The 25,614-nt window shown below is 58.2% G+C and carries 27 protein-coding genes; 6 read left to right on the forward strand and 21 right to left on the reverse strand.

Annotated elements, in window-relative coordinates:
• Window positions 1-30: 30 nt before the first annotated feature.
• The 12 genes from tolA to ACWIKB_RS14340 all read right to left on the reverse strand — a co-directional run bounded on the left by tolA (window position 31) and on the right by ACWIKB_RS14340 (window position 9,514).
• Window positions 31-1,110 carry a cell envelope integrity protein TolA gene (tolA, locus tag ACWIKB_RS14285; RefSeq protein WP_475267595.1) on the reverse strand — a complete coding sequence of 360 codons (1,080 nt, stop codon included), beginning with the start codon at window positions 1,108-1,110 and terminating at the stop codon, window positions 31-33.
• The gene (gene tolR / locus ACWIKB_RS14290; protein ID WP_161807657.1) at window positions 1,110-1,562 is read right to left on the reverse strand and encodes a protein TolR; all 453 of its coding nucleotides are present in this window, start codon (window positions 1,560-1,562) and stop codon (window positions 1,110-1,112) included. The genes tolA and tolR overlap by 1 nt, the downstream gene beginning before the upstream one ends.
• Window positions 1,563-1,585: 23 nt before the next feature.
• On the reverse strand, window positions 1,586-2,281 hold the full coding sequence (tolQ, locus tag ACWIKB_RS14295) for a protein TolQ (protein WP_054044990.1): 696 nt from the start codon (window positions 2,279-2,281) through the stop codon (window positions 1,586-1,588).
• On the reverse strand, window positions 2,271-2,738 hold the full coding sequence (ybgC, locus tag ACWIKB_RS14300; protein WP_475267596.1) for a tol-pal system-associated acyl-CoA thioesterase: 468 nt from the start codon (window positions 2,736-2,738) through the stop codon (window positions 2,271-2,273). Before ybgC ends, tolQ begins: the two co-directional genes overlap by 11 nt.
• 138 nt (window positions 2,739-2,876) lie before the next feature.
• Complete coding sequence (ruvB, locus tag ACWIKB_RS14305; RefSeq protein ID WP_054044994.1) at window positions 2,877-3,938, reverse strand: Holliday junction branch migration DNA helicase RuvB; 1,062 nt, start codon at window positions 3,936-3,938, stop codon at window positions 2,877-2,879.
• A complete protein-coding gene (gene ruvA, locus ACWIKB_RS14310; protein ID WP_475267597.1) occupies window positions 3,939-4,556 on the reverse strand; it encodes a Holliday junction branch migration protein RuvA in 618 nt (205 codons plus the stop codon).
• A gap of 114 nt (window positions 4,557-4,670) precedes the next feature.
• A complete protein-coding gene (gene ruvC / locus ACWIKB_RS14315) occupies window positions 4,671-5,195 on the reverse strand; it encodes a crossover junction endodeoxyribonuclease RuvC (RefSeq protein WP_475267598.1) in 525 nt (174 codons plus the stop codon).
• Between the two features lie 156 nt (window positions 5,196-5,351).
• The gene (locus tag ACWIKB_RS14320) at window positions 5,352-6,098 is read right to left on the reverse strand and encodes a YebC/PmpR family DNA-binding transcriptional regulator (RefSeq protein ID WP_046049662.1); all 747 of its coding nucleotides are present in this window, start codon (window positions 6,096-6,098) and stop codon (window positions 5,352-5,354) included.
• Between the two features lie 120 nt (window positions 6,099-6,218).
• Entirely contained in the window at window positions 6,219-7,994 is a 1,776-nt protein-coding gene (gene aspS / locus ACWIKB_RS14325; protein ID WP_475267599.1) for an aspartate--tRNA ligase, read from the reverse strand.
• Window positions 7,995-8,088: 94 nt separating this feature from the next.
• The gene (locus ACWIKB_RS14330; RefSeq protein WP_475267861.1) at window positions 8,089-8,310 is read right to left on the reverse strand and encodes an FmdB family zinc ribbon protein; all 222 of its coding nucleotides are present in this window, start codon (window positions 8,308-8,310) and stop codon (window positions 8,089-8,091) included.
• A gap of 150 nt (window positions 8,311-8,460) precedes the next feature.
• Window positions 8,461-8,775 carry a ribbon-helix-helix domain-containing protein gene (locus tag ACWIKB_RS14335; RefSeq protein WP_475267601.1) on the reverse strand — a complete coding sequence of 105 codons (315 nt, stop codon included), beginning with the start codon at window positions 8,773-8,775 and terminating at the stop codon, window positions 8,461-8,463.
• A gap of 268 nt (window positions 8,776-9,043) precedes the next feature.
• Window positions 9,044-9,514, reverse strand: a complete 471-nt coding sequence (locus ACWIKB_RS14340; protein WP_475267603.1) for a Dps family protein — start codon at window positions 9,512-9,514, stop codon at window positions 9,044-9,046.
• Between the two features lie 302 nt (window positions 9,515-9,816).
• On the opposite strand from ACWIKB_RS14340, the gene ACWIKB_RS14345 reads away from it, so the two are divergent.
• Complete coding sequence (locus ACWIKB_RS14345; RefSeq protein WP_475267605.1) at window positions 9,817-10,419, forward strand: cold-shock protein; 603 nt, start codon at window positions 9,817-9,819, stop codon at window positions 10,417-10,419.
• 88 nt (window positions 10,420-10,507) lie between these two features.
• Here the strand turns inward: ACWIKB_RS14345 and ACWIKB_RS14350 are convergent, their stop codons facing one another.
• From ACWIKB_RS14350 to ACWIKB_RS14360, 3 genes are all read right to left on the reverse strand, one after another.
• Window positions 10,508-10,714, reverse strand: a complete 207-nt coding sequence (locus tag ACWIKB_RS14350; RefSeq protein ID WP_054045009.1) for a SlyX family protein — start codon at window positions 10,712-10,714, stop codon at window positions 10,508-10,510.
• 3 nt (window positions 10,715-10,717) lie between these two features.
• Window positions 10,718-11,143: an HIT family protein gene (locus ACWIKB_RS14355; RefSeq protein WP_475267862.1), complete on the reverse strand. Its 426-nt coding sequence runs from the start codon at window positions 11,141-11,143 to the stop codon at window positions 10,718-10,720.
• A 488-nt stretch (window positions 11,144-11,631) separates the two neighbouring features.
• The gene (locus ACWIKB_RS14360; protein WP_475267608.1) at window positions 11,632-11,886 is read right to left on the reverse strand and encodes a hypothetical protein; all 255 of its coding nucleotides are present in this window, start codon (window positions 11,884-11,886) and stop codon (window positions 11,632-11,634) included.
• 173 nt (window positions 11,887-12,059) lie between these two features.
• Here ACWIKB_RS14360 and ACWIKB_RS14365 point away from each other — a divergent pair, with 173 nt between their 5' ends.
• On the forward strand, window positions 12,060-13,397 hold the full coding sequence (locus ACWIKB_RS14365) for an OprD family porin (RefSeq protein WP_475267609.1): 1,338 nt from the start codon (window positions 12,060-12,062) through the stop codon (window positions 13,395-13,397).
• 240 nt (window positions 13,398-13,637) lie between these two features.
• Here the strand turns inward: ACWIKB_RS14365 and ACWIKB_RS14370 are convergent, their stop codons facing one another.
• Both ACWIKB_RS14370 and ACWIKB_RS14375 read right to left on the reverse strand, forming a co-directional pair.
• A complete protein-coding gene (locus ACWIKB_RS14370) occupies window positions 13,638-14,480 on the reverse strand; it encodes a mechanosensitive ion channel family protein (protein WP_475267610.1) in 843 nt (280 codons plus the stop codon).
• Window positions 14,481-14,670: 190 nt separating this feature from the next.
• Window positions 14,671-15,156, reverse strand: coding sequence for a YajQ family cyclic di-GMP-binding protein (locus ACWIKB_RS14375; protein ID WP_007906601.1), 486 nt, complete (start codon window positions 15,154-15,156; stop codon window positions 14,671-14,673).
• Window positions 15,157-15,296: 140 nt separating this feature from the next.
• Here ACWIKB_RS14375 and ACWIKB_RS14380 point away from each other — a divergent pair, with 140 nt between their 5' ends.
• Genes ACWIKB_RS14380 through ACWIKB_RS14390 form a run of 3 tightly spaced genes read left to right on the forward strand, consistent with a single transcriptional unit; the run spans window position 15,297 to window position 18,880 of the window.
• Window positions 15,297-16,214 carry a putative 2-dehydropantoate 2-reductase gene (locus ACWIKB_RS14380; protein ID WP_475267611.1) on the forward strand — a complete coding sequence of 306 codons (918 nt, stop codon included), beginning with the start codon at window positions 15,297-15,299 and terminating at the stop codon, window positions 16,212-16,214.
• A gap of 45 nt (window positions 16,215-16,259) precedes the next feature.
• Window positions 16,260-18,296: a sensor histidine kinase gene (locus tag ACWIKB_RS14385; protein ID WP_475267613.1), complete on the forward strand. Its 2,037-nt coding sequence runs from the start codon at window positions 16,260-16,262 to the stop codon at window positions 18,294-18,296.
• Window positions 18,297-18,298: 2 nt separating this feature from the next.
• Window positions 18,299-18,880 (forward strand): cob(I)yrinic acid a,c-diamide adenosyltransferase, encoded by a 582-nt coding sequence (locus ACWIKB_RS14390; protein WP_475267614.1) that lies wholly within the window; start codon window positions 18,299-18,301, stop codon window positions 18,878-18,880.
• Between the two features lie 122 nt (window positions 18,881-19,002).
• Here ACWIKB_RS14390 and ACWIKB_RS14395 read toward each other — a convergent pair whose 3' ends face one another.
• From ACWIKB_RS14395 to secA, 4 genes are all read right to left on the reverse strand, one after another.
• Entirely contained in the window at window positions 19,003-19,953 is a 951-nt protein-coding gene (locus ACWIKB_RS14395) for a Nudix family hydrolase (protein WP_475267615.1), read from the reverse strand.
• Window positions 19,950-20,582, reverse strand: a complete 633-nt coding sequence (locus tag ACWIKB_RS14400) for a glutathione S-transferase family protein (protein ID WP_475267617.1) — start codon at window positions 20,580-20,582, stop codon at window positions 19,950-19,952. The genes ACWIKB_RS14395 and ACWIKB_RS14400 overlap by 4 nt, the downstream gene beginning before the upstream one ends.
• Window positions 20,583-20,739: 157 nt before the next feature.
• Complete coding sequence (argJ, locus tag ACWIKB_RS14405; RefSeq protein WP_475267618.1) at window positions 20,740-21,957, reverse strand: bifunctional glutamate N-acetyltransferase/amino-acid acetyltransferase ArgJ; 1,218 nt, start codon at window positions 21,955-21,957, stop codon at window positions 20,740-20,742.
• Between the two features lie 123 nt (window positions 21,958-22,080).
• A complete protein-coding gene (secA, locus tag ACWIKB_RS14410; RefSeq protein WP_475267619.1) occupies window positions 22,081-24,816 on the reverse strand; it encodes a preprotein translocase subunit SecA in 2,736 nt (911 codons plus the stop codon).
• Window positions 24,817-25,123: 307 nt separating this feature from the next.
• Between secA and ACWIKB_RS14415 the strand changes: the two genes are divergently transcribed.
• Complete coding sequence (locus ACWIKB_RS14415) at window positions 25,124-25,579, forward strand: DUF721 domain-containing protein (protein WP_054613720.1); 456 nt, start codon at window positions 25,124-25,126, stop codon at window positions 25,577-25,579.
• The last annotated feature ends 35 nt before the right edge of the window (window positions 25,580-25,614 follow it).

Below are 25,614 nucleotides of genomic sequence, written 5' to 3' on the forward strand. Positions count from 1 at the left end.
TAACGACAAGCATTCCTCGAAGAAGGTTTCTCACAAGGCTAGATCCTCAGGTGTGAATGTCATCTTGAATGAACGATACGGAGCGAAATCGCTCGTTTTCATTCCCTGCATTTCTGTCAAACGTCCAATATTCTTGACCGCAGCCACAGCAGACGCGTCGAACGGACCATCGCCACTGGACTTGGCAACGCTGACCGAAGTCACCGTACCGTCCGGCAACATGCCGATCTGCAACACGACCGTCATGCCTTTGCGTGCCGAAGGTGGACGAGCCCAGCCTTCCGCTGCACGAGCACGAATCAGGTCATCGAAACTGCCGGCGACTTCGTCACCCTGCTCATCGGCCAACGCCTGCTGACGCTGTGGCGTGTCGGAAAGCAAATCTGCCAAGGCCTGGGCCTTTTTGTCTTCGGTAGATTTACGTGCCGCGTCCTGCGATTTCTTCTTCGCAGCATCGGCAGCAGCTTTCTTCTTCGCTTCGTCGGCGACTTTCTTCTTCGCCTCTTCAGCTTCAGCTTTCTTCTTGGCGTCGTCCGCGGCTTTCTTCTTCGCGTCTTCGACGATCTTTTTCTTCGCTTCTTCAGCGGCCGCTTTCTTGGCCTCTTCTTCAGCAGCCTTCTTGGCTTCTTCTTCAGATTTCTTCTTGGCTATATCAGCCAATTGTTTCTCTTCAGCCTTTTTGGCTTCGGCGGTCTTCTTGGCTTCGTCAGCTTTCTTGGCTTCATCAGCCTTTTTCGCTTCCTCAGACTTCTTGGACTCGTCGGCCTTCTTGGCTTCCTCGGCTTTTTGAGCCGCTTCTTCTTTCTTTTGTTCCGCAGCCTTCACCGCTTCCTGCTCGACCTTCTTCTGTTCCATCTGTTCGACTTCGGTTTGACGCGCAGCAGACTTCACCGCTTCACCCGCAATCTTCTGATTGGTCTGGGTGGTCGCCCGACTTTTCGATTTCAGCTGGTACAGGGTCGCCTGGACAATCGGCTTGGCCGGCGGCAACTCAGGCGTCATGGCGAAACTGACGAACAGCATGCCGAAAACCAGCACGTGCAAGCCAATCGCCCAAACACTAGGCCAGAAGTAGCTTTCCGAGGCTGTTGGCTCTCGTTGTTGCTGCATCAGGGCGCCTCGGTAATCAAGCCAACATTACCGACTCCGGCCTTCTGCAATCCGCCCATGGCGCCCATGACCGAACCGTAGTCGACGGTCTTGTCGCCACGAATGAAGACTTGGGTGTGCTTGCCGTTTTCGTTGCCGGCGCTGATGATTTTGGTCACCGCGCTGGTCATCTGCGGCAAGGTCATGGCCTTGTCCTGCTGCTTGTCGGTGTCGACTTCGCTGCCAAGGTTCCAGTAATAGGTCTTGTCAGACTTGATCGAAATGGTCAGGACCTGGGTGTTGTTGTCCTGCGGCAAGGCTTCGCTGGAAACCTTGGGCAGATCAACTTTCACGCCCTGATTGAGCATCGGCGCGGTCACCATGAAGATGACCAGCAGTACCAGCATCACGTCGATGTAAGGCACTACGTTCATCTCGGCGACCGGCTTGCGCTTTTTGCGAGCTCGAGCGATTAAAGCCATTGGAAATTACCTGCTTATTCTTCGCTGGTGTGCACTTTGCGGTGCAGGATCGCCTGGAATTCGTCGGCGAAGGTGTAGTAGCGGCTCAGCAGGGTTTCGCTGCGAGCAGCAAAACGGTTGTAAGCAATTACCGCTGGGATAGCTGCGAACAGGCCGATGGCGGTGGCCACCAGTGCTTCGGCGATACCCGGGGCCACGGTGGCCAGGGTCGCTTGCTGGGCAGTTGCCAGGCCACGGAAGGAGTTCATGATGCCCCAGACCGTACCGAACAAACCGATGTACGGGCTGACGGAACCGACGGTGGCAAGGAACGGCAAGCTCTGCTCGAGCTTTTCTTCTTCGCGGGAAATGGCCACGCGCATGGCACGGGCCACACCTTCCATGACCGCTTCCGGGTCAACGCCTGGCTGCTGGCGCAGACGGGAGAATTCCTTGAAACCGGCACGGAAGATCTGCTCGACGCCCGAATCCGGATCAGGGTTGCTGCCGGCCTGACGGTAGAGTTTGGACAGGTCGATACCCGACCAGAAGCGCTCTTCAAAGCTCTCCAGGGCACGCCGACCGGCACGCAACAAGTTGCTGCGCTGAAAGATCATGATCCATGAGGTTACCGATGCGGCTACCAGAATCAGCATTACCAACTGCACCACAACGCTGGCATTGCTGACCAGGCTCCACATGGAGGAATGGTCGACGACGTTAGCTTCCACGCTTTATCTCCTGCTTTAAGTGTGTACCCGCGCCGCTCACGTCGGCAAAGGCCGCACGTAGAGCTTCGGGAATGGCCCGGGGTTTCAAACTGTTAGTGCGCACACAGGCCACCAAAAACTGCCCTTCGCAGAGCAGCGCATTATCCGTAGCCCGCCTGACCTGCTGTTTAAAGCGCAGGCTGACACGGTTCAATTCGATTACTTCAGCGCTTACCAGCAGTTCGTCATCCAGTCGCGCCGGCGCGTGGTAACGCGCTTCGCTGGAATGCACGACGAACAACAGGTCCTCCCCTGCCAGCTGGGATTGGGCAAAGCCCAGTTCCCGGAGCCGCTCGGTTCGAGCCCGTTCCATAAACTTGAGGTAATTAACGTAATACACGATGCCGCCCGCATCGGTGTCCTCGTAATAAACGCGACAACGATGTGCGAAAGGCTCAAGCCCGTTTTGCGCGCGCATACTCTAGTGCTTACTCCTCAGGTTGCCAATCCGGCGAGGCAACTGTTTTTCATTGTTCTGCGGCTTTCTAGTGAAAGATTCGTCATGTGAGCCACTAGGACCACACAAACCCCCAATCGATCAGCCCGCAAACGTTAATTAATCGTCCACTGCATCGAGAAATTCGTCTACCACGGGCATCTCGCCCAATCGTGACGGAATGTTTAAACCAAAATGCAGATAGGCGTGCCGCGTCACCACCCTCCCCCGTGGGGTTCGCATGATATAGCCCTGCTGGATCAGGTACGGCTCCAGCACGTCTTCAATGGTGTGACGCTCTTCGCTGATGGCCGCTGCGAGGCTGTCCACCCCCACCGGGCCACCGTCGAATTTCTCGATCATGGTCAACAGCAGACGCCGGTCCTGGTGATCGAAGCCACGTTCGTCGACATCCAGCAGGTTCAGGGCCAGGTCGGCAATCGGCTTGGTGATGTGCCCCTTGGCGCGCACTTCAGCGAAATCCCGCACGCGGCGCAGCAAACGGTTGGCAATCCGCGGAGTGCCACGGGCACGGCGGGCGATTTCAAAGGCGCCCTCCGGGTCCAGCGGCAAGCCGAGAATGCTCGCCGAACGGCTGACAATCGTCGCCAGGTCGGCGGTGCTGTAGAACTCCAGACGCTGGACAATCCCGAAACGGTCGCGTAACGGATTAGTCAGCATGCCGGCACGGGTAGTCGCACCGACGAGGGTGAACGGCGGCAGATCAAGCTTGATCGAGCGAGCTGCAGGCCCTTCGCCGATCATGATGTCGAGCTGAAAATCTTCCATGGCCGGGTACAGCACTTCTTCGACGATCGGCGACAACCGATGGATTTCGTCGATGAACAGCACATCGTGAGGTTCAAGGTTGGTCAGCAGTGCAGCGAGGTCACCCGGACGCTCAAGGACCGGGCCCGAGGTGCTTTTGATCGACACGCCCATTTCCTGGGCGATGATGTTGGCGAGCGTGGTTTTACCCAGGCCCGGCGGACCGAAGATCAGCGTGTGGTCCAGGGATTCGCTGCGACCACGGGCGGCCTGGATGAACAACTCCATTTGCTCGCGGACGGTCGGCTGGCCAATGTACTCGGCCAGACTGAGGGGACGAATCGCCCGGTCCTGGACTTCCTCGCGGTCGCGAGGGCCAGGCGTGGCGGCAATCAGACGATCAGCTTCAATCACTTAAATCATTCCCTTCAGGGCACGACGAATCAGGTCTTCACTGCTCAAGCCTTTCTCCTTGATCGAGGTAATCGCCTTGCTAGCTTCTTGCGGCTTGTAGCCCAAGGAGACCAGCGCGCTGATCGCATCACTCTCGGCGGTGACCACCGAGGCTGGCGCATCCGGCCCACCCGGCTGGTTCGGCACCAGGGCAAACATCGCCGGCACGGTTTCCCAGGCCTTGAAGCGGTCCTTGAGTTCCACCAGCAGGCGCTCGGCGGTCTTCTTGCCCACGCCCGGCACCTTGGTCAATGCCGAGGTGTCCTGGGACTGCACGCAACGAACCAGCTCATCGACTTCCAGGCTCGACATCAGGGCAAGGGCCAATTTCGGTCCTACACCATTGAGACGGATCAACTCGCGAAAAAAGTCTCGCTCACGCTTGCCGTAGAAGCCATAGAGTAACTGCGCGTCTTCGCGTACGACCAAATGGGTGTGCAACGTCAGCGGTTCACCGACCGACGGCAAGCGATACAGCGTGGTCATGGGCACTTCCAGCTCATACCCCAGGCCGTTTACATCCAGAATCAGGTGCGGCGGCTGTTTCTCAGCCAGGGTGCCGCGCAAGCGTCCAATCACGTTTCGAATCCTTGAGCGTTGGCCAGCCCGAGGCCAGCGACTGACAGAGCAAGGGTTTTGCGCCGACAACCCAGGCGCAAAACCCTCATCCCGTAAAAATGATTGCTGATGCTATCAGAGACGCAGGCGCCCGCCACGACTGCGTGCCGCCCCCAGACCATGAGGCAACAGGCTGGAACGGGTATGCGCATGACAAATCGCGATAGCCAGGGCGTCCGAGGCATCGATTTGCGGCTTGCTGGTCAATTTGAGCATGTGCATGACCATCATTTGTACCTGCTCTTTATTCGCCGCGCCGGTGCCGGTTACAGCCTGCTTGACCTGAGTCGCAGTGTATTCGGCGATTTCCAGGCTTTCTTCGGCGCCGGCGACGATGGCTGCACCACGGGCCTGGCCCAGTTTCAGCGCGGAGTCGGCATTGCGGGCCATGAAAACCTTTTCGATGCCCATGGTCGTCGGGCCGTAGGTCTGGATAACTTCCCGCACGCCGCGATAGACGATTTGCAGACGTTCGTGCAACTCGCCGGAGCCAGTGCGAATGCAGCCCGAGGCCACGTAGACGCAGCCGCGCCCGGTATCACGTACCACGCCATAACCGGTAATGCGCGAACCGGGGTCGATACCAAGGATTAAAGTCATAACGCCTGCGGGTTCAGTAAAAGCAAGATATCCAATACACCAAATAAAATGTGGGAGCGAGCCTGCTCGCGAAAGCGGTTTCATATTCAGCAACGATGTTGCCTGAAAATCCGCATTCGCGAGCAGGCTCGCTCCCACATTGAGTCCTTGTCGCCCTTAACCCAGCTGTGCGGCAACCGACTCTGGAATGTCCGCATTGGAGTAGACGTTCTGCACGTCATCCAGGTCTTCAAGCATGTCGATCAGCTTGAGCACCTTCTCGGCGCCGTCCAGGTCCAGTTCGGCACTGGTGGTCGGCAGCATCACGATTTCTGCGTCATCACCTTTGAAACCGGCCGCCTCCAGCGCATTACGCACGGAGTAGAACCCGGCGAACGAGGTGAACACGTCAATCGAGCCGTCTTCGTGGGTCACCACGTCGTCGGCGTCGGCTTCCATGGCCGCTTCCATCAGCGCGTCTTCATCGACGCCCGGCGCAAAGGATATCTGCCCCTTGCGTTCGAACAGGTAGGCCACCGAACCATCCGTGCCCAGGTTGCCGCCGCACTTGCTGAACGCGTGGCGAACAGCCGCTGCGGTACGATTACGGTTATCAGTCATGCACTCGACCATCACCGCCACGCCACCCGGGCCATAGCCTTCGTAGCTGAGTTCGACCATGTCGTCGGTGTCGGCCGCACCGGCACCGCGGGCTACCGCGCGATCAATGATGTCGCGGCTCATGTTTGCACCGAGGGCCTTATCCAGCGCCAGGCGCAGACGCGGGTTGGAGCCTGGATCGCCACCACCCTGACGGGCCGCAACGGTCAGCTCACGAATCCACTTGGTGAAAATCTTGCCCTTCTTGGCATCCTGACGTTCTTTGCGGTGCTTGATGTTCGCCCACTTGGAATGACCCGCCATATCTCGCTCCGAATTCTCTTTGAAACATTGCCCGCCGCGCGTTTCAGCGCAGGCCAGCAAGAAAAAAATCTCGACCTATAAAAAAGGCGCATCCCATAAGGATGCGCCTTCAGGTCAGCCTTACTCAGCCTTTGGCGTTTCGCGCAGACGAATGTGCAGTTCGCGCAATGCCTTGGCATCTACAGCGCCCGGAGCCTGAGTCATGACGTCAGCCGCGCTCTGGGTTTTCGGGAACGCGATCACTTCACGGATCGACTGGGCGCCAGTCATCAGCATCACCAGACGGTCCAGACCGAAGGCCAGACCACCGTGTGGCGGCGCGCCGTATTTCAGGGCGTCGAGCAGGAAGCCGAATTTCTCTTCCTGTTCCGCTTCATTGATACCCAACAGGCGGAATACCGTCTGCTGCATTTCCTTGCGGTGGATACGGATCGAACCGCCACCCAGTTCGGTGCCGTTCAGGACCATGTCGTAGGCACGGGACAGAGCGGTCGCCGGGTTGGCTTCCAGTTCTTCCGGGGTGCACTTCGGTGCGGTGAACGGGTGGTGCAAGGCGGTGAAGCTGCCGTCGTCGTTCTCTTCGAACATCGGGAAGTCGACGACCCACATTGGCGCCCACTTGCAGGTCAGCAGGTCCAGGTCGTTACCGACCTTGATCCGCAGTGCACCCAGGGCTTCGCTGACGATCTTCGACTTATCAGCGCCGAAGAACACGATGTCGCCGTCAACCGCGCCAACGCGATCGAGGATCACATTGAGGTTGGCTTCAGGGATGTTCTTGACGATAGGCGACTGCAGGCCTTCAACACCTTTGGCGCGCTCGTTGACCTTGATGTACGCCAGGCCCTTGGCACCGTAGATGCCGACGAACTTGGTGTAGTCGTCGATCTGTTTACGCGGCATGCTCGCCCCGCCTGGAACGCGCAAAGCGGCAATGCGGCATTTCGGGTCGTTGGCCGGGCCGCTGAACACCTTGAAGTCGACTTCTTTCAGTTGGTCGGCAACGTCAACCAGTTCCAGCGGGTTACGCAGGTCCGGCTTGTCGGAACCGTAACGACGCATGGCCTCTTCGAAGGTCATGTGCGGGAAATCGCCGAATTCCAGATCCAGCACTTCCTTGAACAGGTTGCGGATCATTTTTTCGGTGATGGCCATGATCTCTTTTTCATCGAGGAAACTGGTCTCGATGTCGATCTGGGTGAATTCCGGCTGACGGTCGGCGCGCAGGTCTTCGTCGCGGAAGCACTTGGCGATCTGGTAGTAACGGTCAAAACCGGCAACCATCAGCAGTTGCTTGAACAGCTGCGGCGATTGCGGCAAGGCGAAGAAGGAACCGGCGTGGGTACGGCTCGGCACCAGGTAATCGCGAGCACCCTCAGGCGTGGCGCGAGTCAGGATCGGCGTCTCGACGTCGAGGAAGCCGTTCTCGTCGAGGAAGCGACGGATGCTGGTGGTCATGCGCGAACGCAGACGCAGCTTCTCGAGCATTTCCGGGCGACGCAGGTCGAGGAAGCGATAGCGCAAACGGGTTTCTTCGCCGACGTCGGAGAACTCGTTGAGCGGGAACGGCGGTGTTTCCGATTCGTTCAGCACTTCCAGCTCGTAGCCCAGCACTTCGATCATGCCCGACGCCATGTTGGCGTTGGTGGCACCGGCCGGACGCAGGCGCACCTTGCCGGTGACCTTGACTACGTACTCGCTGCGCACGCGGTCGGCGACGGCGAAAGTTTCAGCGCGGTCCGGGTCGAACACCACTTGGGCCAGACCATCACGATCACGGATATCGAGGAAAATCACCCCACCGTGGTCACGGCGACGGTGAACCCATCCGCAAAGGGTAATTTCCTGGCCTTCCAGGGCTTCGTTCAGTTGGCCGCAATAATGGCTGCGCATCATGGTAGTGGTTTCACTTCTCGTAATCGAAATTCGGTTGGAGACCTTGCAGATGATGCAAGAGCTCGCGCGTGTCGTTCAACTCAGGTTCCAGACCTTAGTCAGCTTTGTCGCCGCCGGCCAGATTCTTCTTGGAACCGGTCTTGAAGTCGGTTTCATACCAGCCGGTGCCACTGAGGCGGAAACCCGGCATGGACAGCATCTTCTTGAGCTCTGGCGCCTGGCACGCAGGGCAGTCGACCAGCGGTGCTGAGCTGATCTTTTGAATGGCTTCCAACTGATGACCACAGGAAGCACATTGATAGTCGTACATCGGCATGGGGGTTGTCTCGGCGATCAGATTGCTACCGCATACGCAGGGTTTTGCGGCAAAGAGCGGGATTATATCCATTAAATGCAGCCTGTGCAGCCGTAAGACTGCACAGACTGACATACCACCCATTCCAGGCCGAAACAGGTGGGCCCAGCGTTACTTCAGGCTGTGCACGACGCAGACGACACGCACAAGTCCGGTGAAATTCTTCACCCCGCCGTGACGCAAATGCACCTCGCGATCCACGTGGGACAACAACGCACTGACCGAACAGCTATTGAGCGTGGCCATTTCGCCCAGGATTTCCCAGTAGACCTGCTCAAGCCGCAAGCAGGTCGCAAAACCGTTCAAGCGCACCGATCGGGATAAAGGCATGGCCAGCCCCATATCGAACTCACTGACGAACGGATCGATCTTTATCGCCTGCGGGGCTCCGAGCCTCCACTCGCCGCGACCTTCTCCATAAACCATACCGTTGACACTCCTTTGTCATCCTTGCTTTTTTATAGGAGCCAGCTCCTGTTCCCTTATAAAAACGCAGGCGCAAAGTTATATCCAGATGACTTTATGACCATCAACGTAGGATAAGCCAACAGGTGAGTGAGGATCATGGACACGGTCCTACGCCGGACCGTTTCCTACAAAACCCGGGATATTTTCTTTAGCGGAAAGGGCATTTGACTGCGAGAAAAAGCTGCACGCGAACAACGCTCCCGGCGTCATTCGCGCACCCGCGAGGTTACTGATCCAGCAACGAGCGCAGCATCCACGCCGTTTTTTCATGGACCTGCATCCGCTGGGTCAGCAAGTCCGCCGTCGGCTCGTCGCTGACTTTGTCCAGCAACGGGAAGATCCCGCGGGCGGTCCGCGTCACCGCTTCCTGGCCGTCGACCAGTTGCTTGATCATGTTTTCGGCACTGGGCACACCCTCTTCTTCTTTAATAGAAGAAAGACGCGCATACACCGAATAGGCACCAGGCGCCGGAAAGCCCAATGCACGAATTCGCTCGGCAATCGAATCAACCGCCAAGGCCAACTCGTTGTATTGCTCCTCGAACATCAAGTGCAGGGTGCGAAACATGGGCCCCGTGACATTCCAGTGGAAGTTATGGGTTTTCAAATAAAGTACGTAAGTGTCCGACAGCAGACGCGACAGCCCGTCGACGATGGACTTGCGGTCCTCTTCGCTGATACCGATATCGATTGCCATGCTTATCCCCTAATGAAATTCATCCGACAAGTGCAGGACCACTGTAGCAAGGCTGCTTACACCCTGCAGCCCGGGATGGCCCGCCGACCTGCGACAAATCGCCCCCAGGGCACCGCCGGACTGCCTGATTTGAGTAGCTGCGGGCTTTGCTGTTAAATAGGCAGTGTGTCGCTATGCCCCTATTTTCCGGGCGCAGCGCATAGGCTGGTAGCGGGTACGTGTCCACCGCCTCTTATTGTTCTGAAGCGGACCGTGCTCAATCAGCTCTTCCTTGTGATCCGTCTTAACGTGAGTCAATCAAAATGTTGAAAATCGTCCACCTGCTAATGGGCGCAGCAGCCTTGCTGCTGTCCTTCATCCCTAGCCTGCGATCCGAAGCGGTACCTTACCTGCAACAACCCGATGCGCTTTACCTGGCCTTTTTCGGCCTGCTTAACCTGACCCTCGCTCCGGTTATCCCTTACTGGAACAAAGGTCCTCGTCACCAACTGCAAAACCTGGTCAGCGCCTTGCTGGTCCTGGCTGTCGTACTGCAAACCCTGACACTGATCGCGCCAATGCCGGTTATCGCCGGTCAACCCGCTGTTCTGTTCAGTCTCGTCGTTACCCTGGTGGCGGTGTTCCTGCACCTGGCCATCAGCTTCTACAAATCGTCACCGGCCGCCGCCTCGCCAAGCTATGACATGAGCAACCGCGATACCGGCACCGTCAAGTGGTTCAACACCTCCAAAGGCTTCGGCTTTATCTCCCGTGATTCCGGCGATGATATTTTCGTGCACTTCCGGGCCATTCGTGGCGAAGGTCACCGCGTCTTGGTCGAAGGCCAGCGCGTAGAGTTCTCCGTGATGAATCGAGACAAAGGCCTGCAAGCCGAAGATGTGATTGCCGCATTGCCCCGTCGCTGATCCCGAGCGATAAAAAAACCGCGAACAGCCTGGCTGTTCGCGGTTTTTTATTGCCCGGCGTTTAGCCGTCTCACTCAACGCCTTTGAGTCAGTAGTGCGGCGGTGGCGCCTCTTCTTCAGAGGACTCGAACTGGCCGGCCATTTCTTCCTGACGCCGCAGCAGCGCAGCCATTTGCAGTTGCAGGCGCTCGACCACCCGCTGTTGCGTCACCAGGATATCGTTCAATGACTGAATGGTGTCGTCCTGGAACGCCAGTTGGCTTTCCAGATCGTTGACGCGCTCTTCCAGGCTCATGGCTCAGCCCTCCAGAAACGTGAATTGATCGGTCAAGACCAGTCGCAGTCGTTCGCGAATCACTGCGACCTGCTCGGCGCTGTAGGGCTTGGCGGGGTGTTTACCCCAGACCGGGGCCGGCCAGGCGGCATCCTCATGTTTGCGCACAATCACATGCATATGCAGTTGGCTGACCACGTTACCAAGAGCGGCGACGTTCAACTTGTCGGCGTCGAACGAGTCCTTGAGCATCTCCGCCAGGGCCGTCGTTTCCTGCCACAGCTGCTGTTGATCGGCGACATCTAACTGAAACAACTCGCTGATATCTTCGCGGCGCGGCACCAGGATGAACCAGGGGTAGTTCGAATCGTTGGACAAGAGCAACCGGCAGAGTGGGAAGTCCCCGATCGGTAAGGTGTCTTGTTGAAGTCGTGGATCTAAAGCGAACACTGTGCGCACTCCCGTCGGGTTCATCATTTTCAGCTTAGCGCCCCTCAATAGAGGCTGCGCGCCAAGCGACAGGACCGCAGCATACCTGCGAATGCCCTCGGCTTCACGACGAACCTTGAGCACAGCTCGCCTGGTTAATTCAGTCGCAAGGAACACACGCCCCGACATGAGACATTTTTCGTCGGAGCGCACCATTACAGAACCGATACCGCGACAAAAAACACCGAAATGACCAAGAAACACCCACCCGTTCACACCCTATGCATGGCGCCGCTGTATGAATTGCGTACAGCGATTAAAATTTTTTGCACCAAAACCGCACATCGCGTCTACGCTGAGTCCTTCGGGGATCCGCCGATTACTCACTTTGGGGGTGAACCGGTAACGTTTTTTGTGGTCGCGCAATTGTCACGCTGGCGCAACACTATGCAAAGCATGGCGTCAAGTGCAAACAAAACGCGCTTGAAACCCCCGGTTTTATGAGGTTTTTACAGCAACAAACGTGCGCTCAGAAAAAAACAGCAACAGAATTCTGGTTTGAGCACGCTTGTTGCATTCACACCCATATCGCCTGTAACGCGTCCGCTGGAAGTGGAGGTGTTCAGGCAAATAAAAATAGCGGCAGGATTGCCCGATGGAGATTCAAACGTTTCACCAGGGACTCTTTTTACTGATGCTAAAGCCTTGGAAAACAGCGCTGAAGTTGTTAATCCGCTTGCATCGAGGTTGTAAATTTGCGACATCTACGAAGCTCTTTGCGACAGTGTCGTAAAGAAGCTGAAAGGTTAGATGCGCAAGTATCGCCAACATTGTCGGCGTGATATAAGTTTGCGCCGACACAAAAAGAAAGAGCCGCCCAGATAATAAATCAGGTGGGACGGCAGTACTCTTCTAAAAACCAAAGGAGCAAATCACGATGCGCGTGATGAAGTGGAGCATGATCGCACTGGCTGTTTCAGCAGGCACCTCGCAGTTCGCAATCGCGTCCTCTCAGGACGATTCCAAAGGCTTTTTCGAAGACCAAAGTCTGAAAGCCAAGACTCGTATTGAGTACATGAATCGCGACTTCAAGAATGGCGCCGGTAACGTTGCCAAACCAGGTGGCGGCTTTGAAAGCGGCTATCGCCAGGACACCGGTATCAGCGAACTGCTGACCTATGAGTCCGGCTTCACTCAAGGCACTATTGGCGTGGGCGTTGACGCCATGGCAATGGGCTCGGCCAAGCTTGATGGCGGTTCGGGCCGTCGCGGTAACGGCCTGTTCGCTAACGACAGCGACGGCAATCCAGAAAAAACCCAATCCAAAGTGGGTGGCGCAGTCAAATTCCGCCTGTCCGACACCACTCTGAAATACGGTCAGCAATTCGTTGCCAGCCCAGTATTCGCTACCGATGACAGCCGTCTGCTGCCAGAAGTCGCTACCGGTACCCTGATCACTTCCAAAGAGATCAAAGGTCTGGAACTGAGCGCAGGTCGCTTCACTTCCCTGAGCAAACAAACCGGCATGGGTCGCGACAGCATTGGCGGCCTGCCTGACGAAGATGGTAACGGCGGTAAAGGCCTTACCAACATCAACATCTTCGGCGCAAGCTACGCTTTCACCGACAACTTCACCGGTGCACTGGCTGCGTCCGACGCTGATGACTACTTCAAGAAGCAGTACATCAACCTGAACTACACCCTGCCGATCAACGACGAACAGTCCCTGAACTTCGACTTCAACGGTTACAAGACCGAAGGCGAGAAGCGCGGCGATCTGGTTGACGCAATCGGCGACGGTACCGCCGGTGTGGACAACAAACTGTGGTCCCTGGCAGCTGCTTACAGCATCGGCGCTCACAAGTTCACCGTTGCTCACCAGCGCTCCAGCGGCGACAACGCTTACTACTATGGCGTTGACGGTAACAGCACCATCTTCGTTGCCAACTCCATTCAGATCTCCGACTTCGTGGGCCGCGAAGAGCGCTCCTGGCAGGCTCGCTACGACCTGAACATGAAAACCTACGGCGTTCCAGGTCTGAGCTTCATGACCCGTTACGTGATGGGTGACAACATCAAGACCAACGGTCTGGGTGAAGGCAAGGAAAACGAGTGGAACCTCGAGTCCAAGTACGTTCTGCAAGACGGTCCAGCCAAAGACCTGTCCTTCCGTCTGCGTTTCGCCAACTACCGCTCGAACGGCGCGTACAGTGGCTATGCGTCTGACAACTACGACACTCGCCTGATCGTAGAGTACCCGCTGACCATCCTGTAATCGGGATGTAAACCGGTCGTACTGTAGAGCACTGCTCTAACAAAACCGCTCACCTGTCTCAGGTGGGCGGTTTTTTTATGGCTGTTGCCCGGCAACTTCGCAAGCAAGCTAACTAACTTCAACTAATAACATTAGGCAGCTATCTTTCTTTAGCGATAGTCATAAAAAAACCCAAGAGCCTTATCGACTCTTGGGTTCAGGCCTTTAACTTGACCGGACAGCCAAGTTAAAAAAGCATTGTTACTGTGGCGTTGCTTCCTGAACCACACGAATGACTCGCTGCGGGAACGGGATATCAATGCCGGCAGTTTTCAAACGGTCACGGGACTGCTCGTTGAACATGAACATCACATCCCAGTAATCCGCAGTCTTGACCCACACTCGCAGGGAAACAGTAATCGAACTGTCGCCCAGGGTCGAAATCACGGCCTGAGGAGCCGGTTCGGCCATTACGCGCTCATCTTTGGCCAGTTCCAGCAACACTTCACGGGCTTTCTGCAAGTCCGCTTCGTAGTCCACGCCAACATCAAACACGACTTTGCGGGTCGGTTGACGGTTAGTGTTGGTGATGATGCCGTTCGACAAGTTGCCGTTCGGAACGATGATGGTTTTGTTATCGCCCGTGCGCAGCACCGTGTGGAAGATCTGAATGCTGTCGACCGTACCGGCAACACCTTGGGCTTCGATCCAGTCGCCAATGCGGAATGGACGGAACAACAGAATCAGCACGCCGCCGGCGAAGTTCGCCAGGCTGCCTTGCAACGCCAGACCGATGGCCAGGCCCGCCGCACCGATGGCCGCGACGAACGAGGTGGTTTCCACACCGATCATCGAAGCGACGCTGACAATCAGCAATACCTTGAGAATGATGTTGGCCAGGCTGCTGATAAAACCTTGCAGCGCCAGGTCAGCGTTACGCAGGGCCAGCAGACCACCCAGTTTTTGCGTGACCTTGTTGATCAGCCACCAGCCGACAGCCAGGGTGATTACCGCCAGCAGTACGCGGCTGCCGTACTCCATGATCATCGGAATCCAGGCTTGAGACGCCTTGACCAGATTGTCCACTTCAGTATTCAAGTCCATCTACTTTCTCCTGATTTCCGGCCATCCGGCACGCGAAAAATAAGCGGCAGAATAGAACCGCCGGGGTTTAGCACAATGCAGTGTGGGAGCGGGCTTGCTCGCGAAGAGGGAGTGTCAGTCGACATCGCTGCTAAATGACGCGCCGCTTTCGCGAGCAAGCCCGCTCCCACAAGGTTTCCGCGTCGCAAGGTCAGTCGCGGAAGTTATTGAACTGCAGCGGCATGTCGAACGTCTTGGCGCGCAGGGCCGCGATGGCTTCCTGCAAATCGTCACGTTTTTTGCCAGTGATGCGCACTTGCTCGCCCTGAATGGCAGCCTGGACCTTGAGCTTGGCGTCCTTGACGTGAGCAACGATTTTCTTCGCCAGCTCTTTGTCGATGCCTTCCTTGAGGACGGCTTCCTGCTTCATCAGCTTGCCCGAAGCATAGGCGTCCTTGACCTCAAGGCACTGCACGTCGATCTTGCGCTTGACCAGGGCCAGCTTGAGGATCTCGATCATCGCTTCGAGCTGGAAATCCGCTTCAGCGGTCAGGTTGACGGTCAGGTCCTTTTCCTTGAACTCGAAGGTGCCCTTGCCTTTCAGGTCATAACGACGATCGAGTTCCTTGACGGCGTTCTCGACCGCGTTGGTGACTTCGTGTTTGTCCAGTTCGGATACCACGTCGAACGACGGCATGTAGTTTCTCCAATAAAAAGGCGCGCTCGATCACGATGGAGCGCGCTTGGCTTGCGGTTAAAATCGGGCTCATTATAACGGGTCTTTCCTCACCGATACTGCGAGCCTCACATGCCTGCCTCAATCCGAGCAAAAAGCTGATGTCTACCCCCTGGCATGTTCTGGGCGCCGGTAGCCTCGGCACGTTGTGGGCCACTCGCCTGGCAAGGGCCGGTGTGCCGGTCCGGTTGATCGTGCGCGATGAGCAACGCTTGCAGTCGTACCAGACGGCCGGCGGTCTGACGCTGGTGGAGCATGGCGAAGCAAAAACCTATGCCATTCCCGGCGAAACCGCCGACAGCCGCGAACCAATCAGTCGACTGCTGGTGGCCTGCAAAGCCTACGACGCCGAACAAGCCGTGGCCCGACTGGCGCCGCGCCTGGCCCCTGGCGCCGAGTTGATTCTGCTGCAAAACGGCCTCGGCAGTCAGGATGCGGTCGCGGCGCAGGTGCCTCAGGCACGCTGCATCAGCGCCTCAAGCACTGAAGGCGCGTTTCGCGATGGCGACTGGCGTGTAGTGTTCGCCGGCCACGGCTATACCTGGCTGGGAGATGCCGGCCATCCGGTAGCGCCGATCTGGCTGGACGACTTGAATGCCGCCGGGATCCCCCACGAGTGGAGCACCGAGATCCTGACCCGTCTGTGGCGAAAACTGGCGCTCAACTGTGCGATCAATCCTCTGACAGTGCTGCACGATTGTCGCAACGGCGGCTTGCAGCAGCACCATTGTGAAGTGGCCACCCTCTGCGCCGAACTGACCGATCTGCTGGAACGTTGCGGTCAACCGGACGCCGCCGAACACCTGCAACAGGAAGTCGAACGGGTGATTCAGGCCACCGCCGCCAATTACTCCTCGATGTATCAGGATGTCGCCAATCAGCGCCGCACCGAAATCAGCTATCTATTGGGTCATGTCTGTAAAGTCGCAGCGCGACACCAGTTGAACCTGCCGCACCTCAATCAATTACAGCAGCGACTGGTCGCCCATCTGCACAGCCTTGGATTGCCCAGCGACTGAGCAGCGGCTACGCTGGCCACTTGTTCCTTTGCAGCGATGAACCTGATGCCACTGCGCCAGCGCCTCGAAAACCTCCCCGTCGGCCAGAAACTGCTGGCCGCCCTGCTGGTGCTGTTAATCACCGTCCTGCTGGTCGCCAACCTGACTTTTATCAGTGCCGCGTACTACATCTCCCAGGAAAGCATGGCGCCCCAGGCCCTGCAGACCATCGGCCGGCTGGTGTCGAACCCGAGCCTGGTGTCTGAAGCGTTGAAATCGCCGCAAAGCGCCGAGCGCCTGCTCAATGAACTCAACAGTTATTCACCGTTGCGGGCCGCAGCGCTGTATGACGGCGACGGCGTACGCCTGGCGCAGTTGCAGCACGGCGAAAAGCTCAAGCTGCCAGAGCGCTACCGGCATATCGAGGCGTGGCAAGCCACGGAGTTTCGCAGCAATCAAATCATCACCCTGCCCCGCCCTGGCACCGAGCCGGGCCATCTGCTGCTGGTGGCCAGCAGCGAACTGCCGGTGGCGTTCTATACCGGCACCCTGACGGCTAGCCTGGGGATCCTGATCTTCAGCGTGCTGCTGTGGCTGGTCATCGCCCGGCAGATCAAACGCCTGATCACCCGGCCGATTCATGAACTGGAAGAATTATCCCGGCAGGTCACCCGGGAAGAGAACTATGCGTTGCGCGCCTCCCGGGGCAACCACGATGAAATCGGCAGCCTCGCTGAGGCATTCAACACCATGCTTTCGCGCATCGAAGCCCGGGAACAACAGCTCAAACGTGCCCGAGACGACTCACAGGCCGCTTACGATCAGGCCCAGGGGCTGGCGGAAGAAACCCGTCACACCAACCGCAAGCTGGAACTGGAAGTCCAGGTCCGGAGCAAGATCGAGAAAAAACTCACCGGTTTCCAGAACTACCTCAACAGCATCATCGACTCCATGCCGTCGGCCCTGATCGCCCTCGACGAACAGCTCTACGTGACCCAGTGGAATCAGGAGGCCAGCGCCCTGTCCGGCACGCGCCTGGATGAGGCGCTAAACCAGCCGATCTTTCTGGCGTTCGAACCGCTCAAACCGTTTCTGCCGCAACTCAAGCAAACCGTCGAGCAACACACTGTGGCCAAGATCGAACGGGTGACCTGGTTCAAGGACGATGAGCCCAAGCACTACGCCCTGACCTTCTACCCGTTGATGGGCGGCGCCGGGCGTGGCGTGGTGATCCGGATCGACGACATTACCCAGCGCCTGTCCCTTGAAGAAATGATGGTGCAGTCGGAAAAAATGCTCTCGGTTGGCGGCCTCGCCGCTGGCATGGCCCACGAAATCAACAACCCCCTGGGCGCGATCCTGCATAACGTGCAGAACATTCGCCGGCGGTTGTCGCCGGATCTGCCGAAAAACCTCGAGCAGGCCGAACACATCGGTATCGAACTGGAAACGGTCAATCAGTACCTGAAAGCGCGGGAAGTACCGCAGTTGCTCGACGGCATCCAGCAGGCTGGCGCGCGGGCGGCGAAAATCGTGACGCACATGCTCAGCTTCAGCCGTCGCAGCACCCGGCAGATGGCGCCGTGCGACCTACCCGCGCTGATCGATCAAGCGGTGGAAATCGCCGGTAATGACTTCGACCTCGCCATCGGCTTCGACTTCAAGGGCCAGGCGATCATTCGTCAGTTCGACCCGGCGCTAGGCCCGGTGCCCGGCACTGCCAACGAACTGGAGCAGGTGCTGCTCAACCTGTTGAAAAACGCCGCCCAGGCGATTCATCAGCGTGAAGACGATCGCGAGCCCGGCCGGATCATCCTGCGCACCAGACTCAACCCACCGTGGGCGGAAATCCAGGTCGAGGACAATGGCATCGGCATGAGCGAGAACGTGCGCAAGCGCACTTTCGAGCCGTTCTTCACCACCAAGGAAATCGGCCAGGGCACTGGCCTCGGGCTGTCAGTGTCGTATTTCATCATCACCAACAATCACAAGGGTCAGATGGAAGTGCAATCGACCCTCGGCCAAGGCACGTGTTTCACCTTGCGCCTGCCGTTGGCGGGCACCCCGCTCGTCTCCCAAGAACTCAATCAGCTACCGAGGTAACCATGGGCTTTCGCTTGTCGAAGATTTATACCCGCACCGGCGACAAAGGCGAAACCGGCCTGGGCGATGGCCGCCGCGTGCCTAAGGATCACCCGCGGATCGAGGCCATTGGCGAAGTCGATACGCTGAACAGTCAGGTGGGCGTGCTGCTGGCCGGGTTGGCGGCGGAAAGTGGGACGTATCCGGGTTTGAATGAAGTGATCGAGGTGCTGGCGCCGTGTCAGCATCGGCTGTTTGACCTGGGTGGTGAACTGGCGATGCCGGTGTATCAGGCACTGAATACTGCAGAGATTGAACGGCTGGAAGCGGCGATCGATGTGTGGAATGAAGAGTTGGGGCCGCTGGAGAATTTCATATTGCCGGGCGGTTCGGCACTGATTGCCCAAGCCCACGTCTGCCGTAGCCTGGCTCGCAGTGCGGAGCGGCGGTGTCAGCATTTGAATGCGGTTGAGCCGCTGGCCGGGGTTGGCCTGGCGTATATCAATCGGTTGTCGGATTTGCTGTTTGTGGTGGCGCGGTTGATTGCCAAGCGCCAGGGGATTGCCGAAATATTGTGGGAGCCGGCGGCCAAACCTCAGGTTTAGTCGGCGCATCTAAGGACGCCTTCGCGGGCAAGCCTCGCTCCTACAGGTTCGGTGTCGTTCACGGATTTTGTGAATGACACCGAACCTGTAGGAGCGAGGCTTGCCCGCGAAGAGGCCAGTAGCTACACCAAAGAATCAGGCCAAAACGCCCGAATCCCCGCCACTCCCTGCGCCCCGATTTCCCAAGCCTTCTGCCGCTCCGCCGGGCCAACGCCACCCAGCAAGAACACCGGTTTGCTGAAGCCCGCGATCAGCGTTTCAGCCTGTTCCCAACCCAACGGCTGGCCATCCGGATGCGTCTGGGTCAGTTGCACCGGCGACAGGGTCACGAAGTCCACACCCATCTGCTCGGCCAACGCCAGCTCTTCAGCGTTATGGCAGGACGCCGCCAACCAGCGTGACGCCGGCAGCGGTCGGCCCGCCGCCGCGTACTTGCGCAGTTGCGCGGCGGTAATGTGCCAACCGGCGGACGGGAAATCGCCCAGCCACTCGAACGGCCCCTTGATCATCAACTGCGCCTTGCCCGCACACAGCCCCGCCGCATCCACCGCCAGGTCGCGGTATTTGGGGTCGTAGCCGTTGGGCGCTCGCAACACAATCAACTTGATGCCACCGGCAATGGCTTTCTGGATACCGCGCAGCAACGCTGGGGTTTCCAGGTCTTCCGGTGTAACCAGGTATTCCGCCGGCAGCCGTGCAGCAGCAACGATTGGCTGGTTCGCCGCCGGGAACTCGTAGTTCAGCAGGTCACGGGGCGCGACCCATTCCAACGGCTGGCCTTCGGCACCGTGGGGTTCGCCGGTAAATGCCGAAACTTCCCAGACATCCAGCAACACCTGTTTGTCCGGGTAGTCGTGTTGAACCTTGATCAACGGTCGTGCAGCCCCGACGACAATGCCCAACTCCTCCTGAAGCTCACGGGCCAGAGCCGACGCGACCGACTCGTCGGCCTCGACCTTGCCACCGGGAAACTCCCACAAACCGCCCTGATGCTGAGTGTCGGCACGGCGCGCGATAAGAATCTTGCCAGCGCTGTCACGGATAACAGCGGCGGCGACGTGTACTCGTTTCACTTTCCTACCTCCTCCAGTCCTGCCTTCTGCCAGGCCTTGAACGCTGGCCATTGGTAGATGGTTTCGACGTAAGCCTCGTCGACCGCCGGCAGCTTCACTCGGTAGGTGCGCAGACGCACGGCAATCGGCGCAAAGAACGCATCGGCCAGGGTCGCGCGGCCAAACAGGAACGGACCGGTTTCGGTGGCAACAGCGCGGCATTCCGCCCACAACGCCAGCATCCGCTCAATGTCTGCCTGAGCGTCAGGCGGGGTCGAAGCCAGCGCTTCGTCACGGCTCAGATCAAACGACATGTTGCTGCGCATTCCGAAGAAACCGCTGTGCATCTGCGCGCACGCCGAACGGGCCTGGGCACGGGCGGCGGTATCTTTCGGCCAGAGACCGGCATCGAGGAACTGCTCGGCCAGGTATTCGGCAATCGCCAGGGAATCAGCGATGACGCCGTGTTCGGTTTTCAGCAGCGGGACTTTACCGGTCGGCGAATGCTTGAGCACGCGCTCACGGGTGTCCGGCTGGCCGAGTTTGATCAGCTCTTCGGTGTAGGGAGCGCCGGTCAGGTCAAGGGCCAGTGCACCGCGCAGGGACCAGGAGGAAAGCAGTTTGTCGCCGATGATCAGGTGGAGGCTCATGTTTGGCGCCTTTTGATGAAGGTAGCAGCCAGAATCTCTAGCGTCGGGGGAGTCTGTCATCGCGAGCAAGCTCGCTCCCACATTGGATTTATGGCGTTCACAAAACCTGTGGGAGCGAGCTTGCTCGCGATGGGAGCAACTCGGTTGCTGACCTTGTTTAAGTCCGGTACTCAGCGTTGATCTTCACGTATTCGTGGGACAGGTCGGTGGTCCAGATGGTTTCGCTGCAATCGCCGCGACCCAGCTCGATACGGATAGTGATTTCTTCCTGCTGCATCACCGCCGAGCCCTGGGCTTCGGTGTAAGTCGAGGCGCGGGCGCCATGGCTGGCGATGCACACTTCACCGAGGAACACGTCGATCTTGCTCACGTTCAGATTCGGTACGCCAGCACGGCCGACGGCGGCCAGGATACGGCCCCAGTTCGGATCGGAAGCGAACAACGCGGTCTTGATCAGCGGCGAGTGGGCCACGGTGTAGCCGACGTCCAGGCACTCCTGGTGATTGCCGCCGCCGTTGACTTCAACGGTCACGAACTTGGTCGCGCCTTCGCCGTCACGCACGATGGCCTGGGCCACGTCCATGCAGACTTCGAACACCGCTTGCTTGAGTTTGGCGAACAGCTCACCGCTGGCCGAGGTAATTTCCGGCAGCGCGGCCTGACCGGTGGCGATCAGCATGCAGCAGTCGTTGGTCGAGGTGTCACCGTCGATGGTGATGCGGTTGAACGACTTGTTGGCGCCGTCCAGCAGCAGGTTTTGCAGGACTTCGCGGGAGACTTTGGCATCGGTGGCGATGTAGCCGAGCATGGTCGCCATGTTCGGACGGATCATGCCCGCGCCTTTGCTGATGCCGGTGACGGTGATGGTCACGCCGTCATGCTCGAACTGGCGGCTGGCGCCCTTCGGCAAAGTATCGGTGGTCATGATGCCGGTAGCAGCGGCTTCCCAGTTATTCACCGACAGGTCGTCAAGGGCGGCTTGCAGCGCACCTTCGATTTTCTCGACCGGCAGCGGCTCGCCGATCACACCGGTGGAGTACGGCAGTACCAGGCTGGCATCGACGCCGGTGAGTTCAGCCAGTTTCGCGCAGGTGCGCTCGGCCGCTGCCAAGCCAGGTTCGCCGGTGCCGGCGTTGGCATTGCCGGTGTTGGTCAGCAGGTAACGCACCGGGCCTTGCACGCGTTGCTTGGCCAGGATCACGGGAGCGGCGCAAAACGCGTTCAGGGTGAACACGCCCGCAACGGTGGAACCTTCGGCACAGCGCATGACCACGACATCCTTGCGCCCAGGGCGCTTGATGCCGGCCGAGGCGATACCGAGTTCAAAACCGGCAACCGGGTGCAACGTTGGCAAAGGACCAAGACCAACAGCCATGAATGCGCTCCTTTATAAATGATGTCTGCACCGTTTTCAGGAAGAACGGTGGGTTTAAATGGCAAAACGCCGCGACGGCTGATGCCGGTCGCGGCGCGGGTATTTCAGCGATTGAAACGGGTTTTACTGGATCTGCCCGTGGCAATGCTTGAATTTCTTGCCCGAACCGCAGTAGCACAGTTCGTTACGGCCCAGCTTCTGTTCGTTGCGTACTGGTGCGGTGGCAAGGGCGACATCGACCTCTTCACCGAGCAGTTCCGGTTGTTCAAGACCCGGCGCTTCGTCGTGCTGGAACTGCATGCGGGCAGCCAGTGCTTCGGCTTCCTGACGCAGGCGTTGCTCTTCTTCGATCGGATCTTCGCGGCGAACCTGAACGTGGGACAGCACACGGATCGAGTCGCGCTTGATCGAATCCAGCAGCTCGGAGAACAGCGTGTACGACTCGCGCTTGTACTCTTGCTTCGGGTTCTTCTGCGCATAACCACGCAAGTGGATGCCGTGACGCAGGTGATCCATGGTCGACAGGTGGTCTTTCCACAGGTCGTCGAGGACACGCAGAACGATTTGCTTCTCGAAGGTGCGCAGCGCTTCGGCGCTCGCTTGCTCTTCTTTCTCGTTGTACGCCGCCAGCAGCTCGGTCATGAGCTTCTCGCGCAGGGTTTCTTCGTACAGGTGATCGTCTTCGTCGAGCCATTTCTGGATCGGCAGCGCCACACCGAAGTCGCTCTGCAATGCAGCTTCCAGACCGGCCACGTCCCACTGCTCAGGCAGCGATTGCGGTGGAATGTGCGCACTGACGGTAGCGTTGAGCACGTCCTGACGGAAGTCAGCGATGGTTTCGCCAATGTTGTCGGCGGCCAGCAACGTGTTACGCATGTGATAGATCACTTTACGCTGTTCGTTGTTGACGTCATCGAACTCGAGCAGTTGCTTACGAATGTCGAAGTTACGGCCTTCAACCTTGCGCTGCGCCTTTTCGATGGCGTTGGTCACCATGCGGTGCTCGATCGCTTCACCGGACTGCATGCCCAGGGCCTTCATGAAATTCTTCACCCGGTCAGAGGCGAAGATGCGCATCAGGCTGTCTTCCAGCGACAGATAGAAACGGCTGGAACCGGCGTCACCCTGACGACCGGCACGACCACGCAACTGGTTGTCGATACGGCGCGATTCGTGACGCTCGGACGCGATCACCTGCAAGCCACCGGACTCCAGCACTTGCTGGTGACGTTTCTGCCAGTCGGCTTTGATCTGGGCGATTTGCTCTGGCGTTGGATCTTCCAGGGATGCCACTTCCACTTCCCAGTTACCGCCCAACAGGATGTCGGTACCACGACCGGCCATGTTGGTGGCGATGGTCAGTGCGCCTGGGCGACCGGCCTGGGCAATGATCTCGGCTTCCTTTTCGTGGAACTTGGCGTTCAGAACCTTGTGTTCGATGCCTTCTTTCACGAGCAGGCTGGACATGTGTTCCGACGTTTCAATCGTTGCAGTACCCACCAGCACCGGACGGCCCTGGGTCATGCATTCCTTGATGTCGGCCACGATCGCGGCGTATTTCTCGTCCGCGGTGAGGAACACCAGGTCGTTGTAGTCTTTACGCGCCAGCGGCTTGTTCGGCGGGATAACCATCACCGACAGACCGTAGATCTGGTGGAATTCGAACGCTTCAGTGTCTGCGGTACCGGTCATGCCGGACAGCTTGTTGTACAGACGGAAGTAGTTCTGGAACGTGGTCGAAGCCAAGGTCTGGCTTTCGGCCTGGATGTTCAGGTTTTCCTTGGCTTCGATGGCCTGGTGGAGGCCTTCGGACAGACGACGGCCCGGCATGGTACGACCGGTGTGTTCGTCGACCAGCACAACCTGACCGTCCTGCACGATGTATTCGATGTTGCGATGGAACAGCTTGTGCGCACGCAGACCGGCATAAACGTGGGTCAGCAGGCCCAGGTTATGCGCCGAGTACAGGCTCTCGCCTTCGGCCAGCAAGCCGATACGGGTGAGCATTTCTTCGACGTACTGGTGACCGGCTTCGTTGAGTTCGACCTGACGGGTCTTCTCATCGACGGTGTAGTGGCCAGCCTTGGTGACTTCGCCTTCGACTTCTTCGACGTGCAGTTCCAGTTGCGGGATCAGTTTGTTGATCTCGACATACATCTTGGAGCTGTCTTCAGCCTGACCGGAAATGATCAGTGGGGTACGGGCTTCGTCGATGAGGATGGAGTCGACTTCGTCGATCACGGCAAAATTGAGTTCGCGCTGGAATTTTTCTTCCATGCTGAACGCCATGTTGTCGCGCAGGTAGTCGAAACCGAATTCGTTGTTGGTGCCGTAGGTGATATCGGCAGCGTAAGCCAGACGCTTCTCTTCCGGCGGCTGGAACGGCGTGACCACGCCGACCGTCAGGCCGAGGAATTCGTAGAGCGGACGCATCCAGTTGGCGTCACGACGGGCCAGGTAGTCGTTCACGGTAACAACGTGCACGCCTTTGCCGGACAGCGCGTTCAGGTAAACGCCCAGTGTTGCCACCAGGGTCTTGCCTTCACCGGTACGCATTTCCGCGATCATGCCTTCATGCAAGGTCATGCCGCCGATCAGCTGGACATCGAAGTGACGCATACCCATGACGCGCTTGCCGGCTTCGCGGGCGACCGCAAAGGCTTCTGGCAGCAGTTTGTCGAGGGTTTCCCCTTTGGCGATGCGGGCCTTGAACTCGTCTGTCTTGGCACGCAATTGATCGTCCGAAAGGGCCACCATTTGCTCTTCGAAGGCATTGACGAATTGCACCGTCTTGAGCATGCGTTTGACTTCACGCTCATTCTTGCTTCCAAAAAGTTTCTTTAACAAAGGCGCAAACATATCGGCAGGATCTTCCACACTAAAGGGATGGAGGGCGGCCCCGTGAGTCGCCCGTGCAGCCCTCATGGCCGCATGCGAACGAGCATTCTACCCGGAAACGATGGTGAGGAAAGTGGCGTTATTCCACGATGCATGCACTGCGCTGTTACGGGGCTCACTTAAAATAAGGGCTTTTTGCTGAACTTCAACCCATTCACGGCAGAAGTTACTTGTTGATTTAATGGGTAAAGCGCTCGCAAAGCAATGGGTCGGGTGCATCGGGTGCTTTCTGCTACCATGGCCGCTCTGTTACTTCAGGTGTCTGATCATGGCATTTCGCCCTCTCACGGCCAGAGCACCCGCCGTTCTGCTTCGCGAAGCCAAACCGCTGAAAGCCATCTTTGGCCAAGCTCAACGCCTGGGTCATTTACAACGCCTAGTGGAAAGCCAGTTGCAGCCTGCCGCCCGCGAGCACTGCCATGTAGCTTCGTGGCGCGAAGGCAGTTTATTGCTGATTGTCACCGATGGTCATTGGGCCACCCGCCTGCGCTACCAGCAAAAACGCCTGCAACGACAACTGCAGTTGTTCGATGAGTTCGCCAGCCTGACGCGGATTCTGTTCAAGGTGCAACCACCGACCGTCCAGCAGGGCGCGGCTGGGCATACCATCAGTTTGTCCAGCGATGCGGGCGCGACCATTCAGGCGACGGCTGATGGCATCAGCGATCCTAATTTGCGCGCGGCGCTGGAGCGTCTTGCGGCGCACGCCAAACCCAAGGATTAAAAGCAAGATCAAAAGATCGCAGCCTTCGGCAGCTC

It is taken from the genome of Pseudomonas sp. 5Vm1k (assembly GCF_056161485.1).

Bases quoted from the DNA above. Each gene is read 5' to 3' on its own strand.
- tolA (WP_475267595.1), bottom strand. From the start codon at position 1,110: ATGCAGCAACAACGAGAGCCAACAGCCTCGGAAAGCTACTTCTGGCCT.
- ybgC (WP_475267596.1), bottom strand. From the start codon at position 2,738: ATGCGCGCGCAAAACGGGCTTGAGCCTTTCGCACATCGTTGTCGCGTT.
- ruvC (WP_475267598.1), bottom strand. From the start codon at position 5,195: ATGACTTTAATCCTTGGTATCGACCCCGGTTCGCGCATTACCGGTTAT.
- ACWIKB_RS14320 (WP_046049662.1), bottom strand. From the start codon at position 6,098: ATGGCGGGTCATTCCAAGTGGGCGAACATCAAGCACCGCAAAGAACGT.
- aspS (WP_475267599.1), bottom strand. From the start codon at position 7,994: ATGATGCGCAGCCATTATTGCGGCCAACTGAACGAAGCCCTGGAAGGC.
- ACWIKB_RS14330 (WP_475267861.1), bottom strand. From the start codon at position 8,310: ATGCCGATGTACGACTATCAATGTGCTTCCTGTGGTCATCAGTTGGAA.
- ACWIKB_RS14335 (WP_475267601.1), bottom strand. From the start codon at position 8,775: ATGGTTTATGGAGAAGGTCGCGGCGAGTGGAGGCTCGGAGCCCCGCAG.
- ACWIKB_RS14340 (WP_475267603.1), bottom strand. From the start codon at position 9,514: ATGGCAATCGATATCGGTATCAGCGAAGAGGACCGCAAGTCCATCGTC.
- ACWIKB_RS14345 (WP_475267605.1), top strand. From the start codon at position 9,817: ATGTTGAAAATCGTCCACCTGCTAATGGGCGCAGCAGCCTTGCTGCTG.
- ACWIKB_RS14350 (WP_054045009.1), bottom strand. From the start codon at position 10,714: ATGAGCCTGGAAGAGCGCGTCAACGATCTGGAAAGCCAACTGGCGTTC.
- ACWIKB_RS14360 (WP_475267608.1), bottom strand. From the start codon at position 11,886: ATGTCGCAAATTTACAACCTCGATGCAAGCGGATTAACAACTTCAGCG.
- ACWIKB_RS14365 (WP_475267609.1), top strand. From the start codon at position 12,060: ATGCGCGTGATGAAGTGGAGCATGATCGCACTGGCTGTTTCAGCAGGC.
- ACWIKB_RS14370 (WP_475267610.1), bottom strand. From the start codon at position 14,480: ATGGACTTGAATACTGAAGTGGACAATCTGGTCAAGGCGTCTCAAGCC.
- ACWIKB_RS14375 (WP_007906601.1), bottom strand. From the start codon at position 15,156: ATGCCGTCGTTCGACGTGGTATCCGAACTGGACAAACACGAAGTCACC.
- ACWIKB_RS14380 (WP_475267611.1), top strand. From the start codon at position 15,297: ATGTCTACCCCCTGGCATGTTCTGGGCGCCGGTAGCCTCGGCACGTTG.
- ACWIKB_RS14385 (WP_475267613.1), top strand. From the start codon at position 16,260: ATGCCACTGCGCCAGCGCCTCGAAAACCTCCCCGTCGGCCAGAAACTG.
- ACWIKB_RS14390 (WP_475267614.1), top strand. From the start codon at position 18,299: ATGGGCTTTCGCTTGTCGAAGATTTATACCCGCACCGGCGACAAAGGC.
- ACWIKB_RS14400 (WP_475267617.1), bottom strand. From the start codon at position 20,582: ATGAGCCTCCACCTGATCATCGGCGACAAACTGCTTTCCTCCTGGTCC.
- argJ (WP_475267618.1), bottom strand. From the start codon at position 21,957: ATGGCTGTTGGTCTTGGTCCTTTGCCAACGTTGCACCCGGTTGCCGGT.
- secA (WP_475267619.1), bottom strand. From the start codon at position 24,816: ATGTTTGCGCCTTTGTTAAAGAAACTTTTTGGAAGCAAGAATGAGCGT.
- ACWIKB_RS14415 (WP_054613720.1), top strand. From the start codon at position 25,124: ATGGCATTTCGCCCTCTCACGGCCAGAGCACCCGCCGTTCTGCTTCGC.